The sequence below is a fragment of the Desertibacillus haloalkaliphilus genome, assembly GCF_019039105.1.
GTDB lineage: Bacteria > Bacillota > Bacilli > Bacillales > KJ1-10-99 > Desertibacillus > Desertibacillus haloalkaliphilus.
On record NZ_JAHPIV010000329.1, the window covers coordinates 1 to 380 of the forward strand.

1 protein-coding gene is annotated in these 380 nt (G+C 50.0%); it reads right to left on the bottom strand.

Annotation, left to right across the window (positions count from 1 at the left end; translation table 11 throughout):
- A partial coding sequence (locus KH400_RS22180) for a PCRF domain-containing protein (RefSeq protein WP_217228328.1) occupies window positions 1–380 on the bottom strand: 380 nt, incomplete at both ends.

Genomic DNA, 380 nt, shown 5'->3' on the forward strand with positions numbered 1-380 from the left:
GTGGTAATCCATAATTTCGACCTTAAAGCCGTGGCGCTCAGCCCAACGCGTGTACATGCGTTGCAAGTTGGCACCCCAGTCGGCAGACTCGGTTCCACCAGACCCTGGGTGAATTTCCAAGATGGCGTTGTTCTTGTCATATGGCTCGTTCAACAATTGTGCCAAACGGTAGCTCTCTAGGTCGTCTGACAACTTTTGCAAGTCCGCTTCCATCTCAGCTTGCATGTCTTCATCAGGCAATTCAGCCAATAGTTCAAGTGCCGTCTCAACGTTCTCTACGCCAGCTGTCAAGTTCAAGTAGTCATCACGGCGACCTTTCAAGATGTTGTTGGCATCAATCACCTTCTGCGCCGCAACATTGTCATTCCAGAAATCTGGGT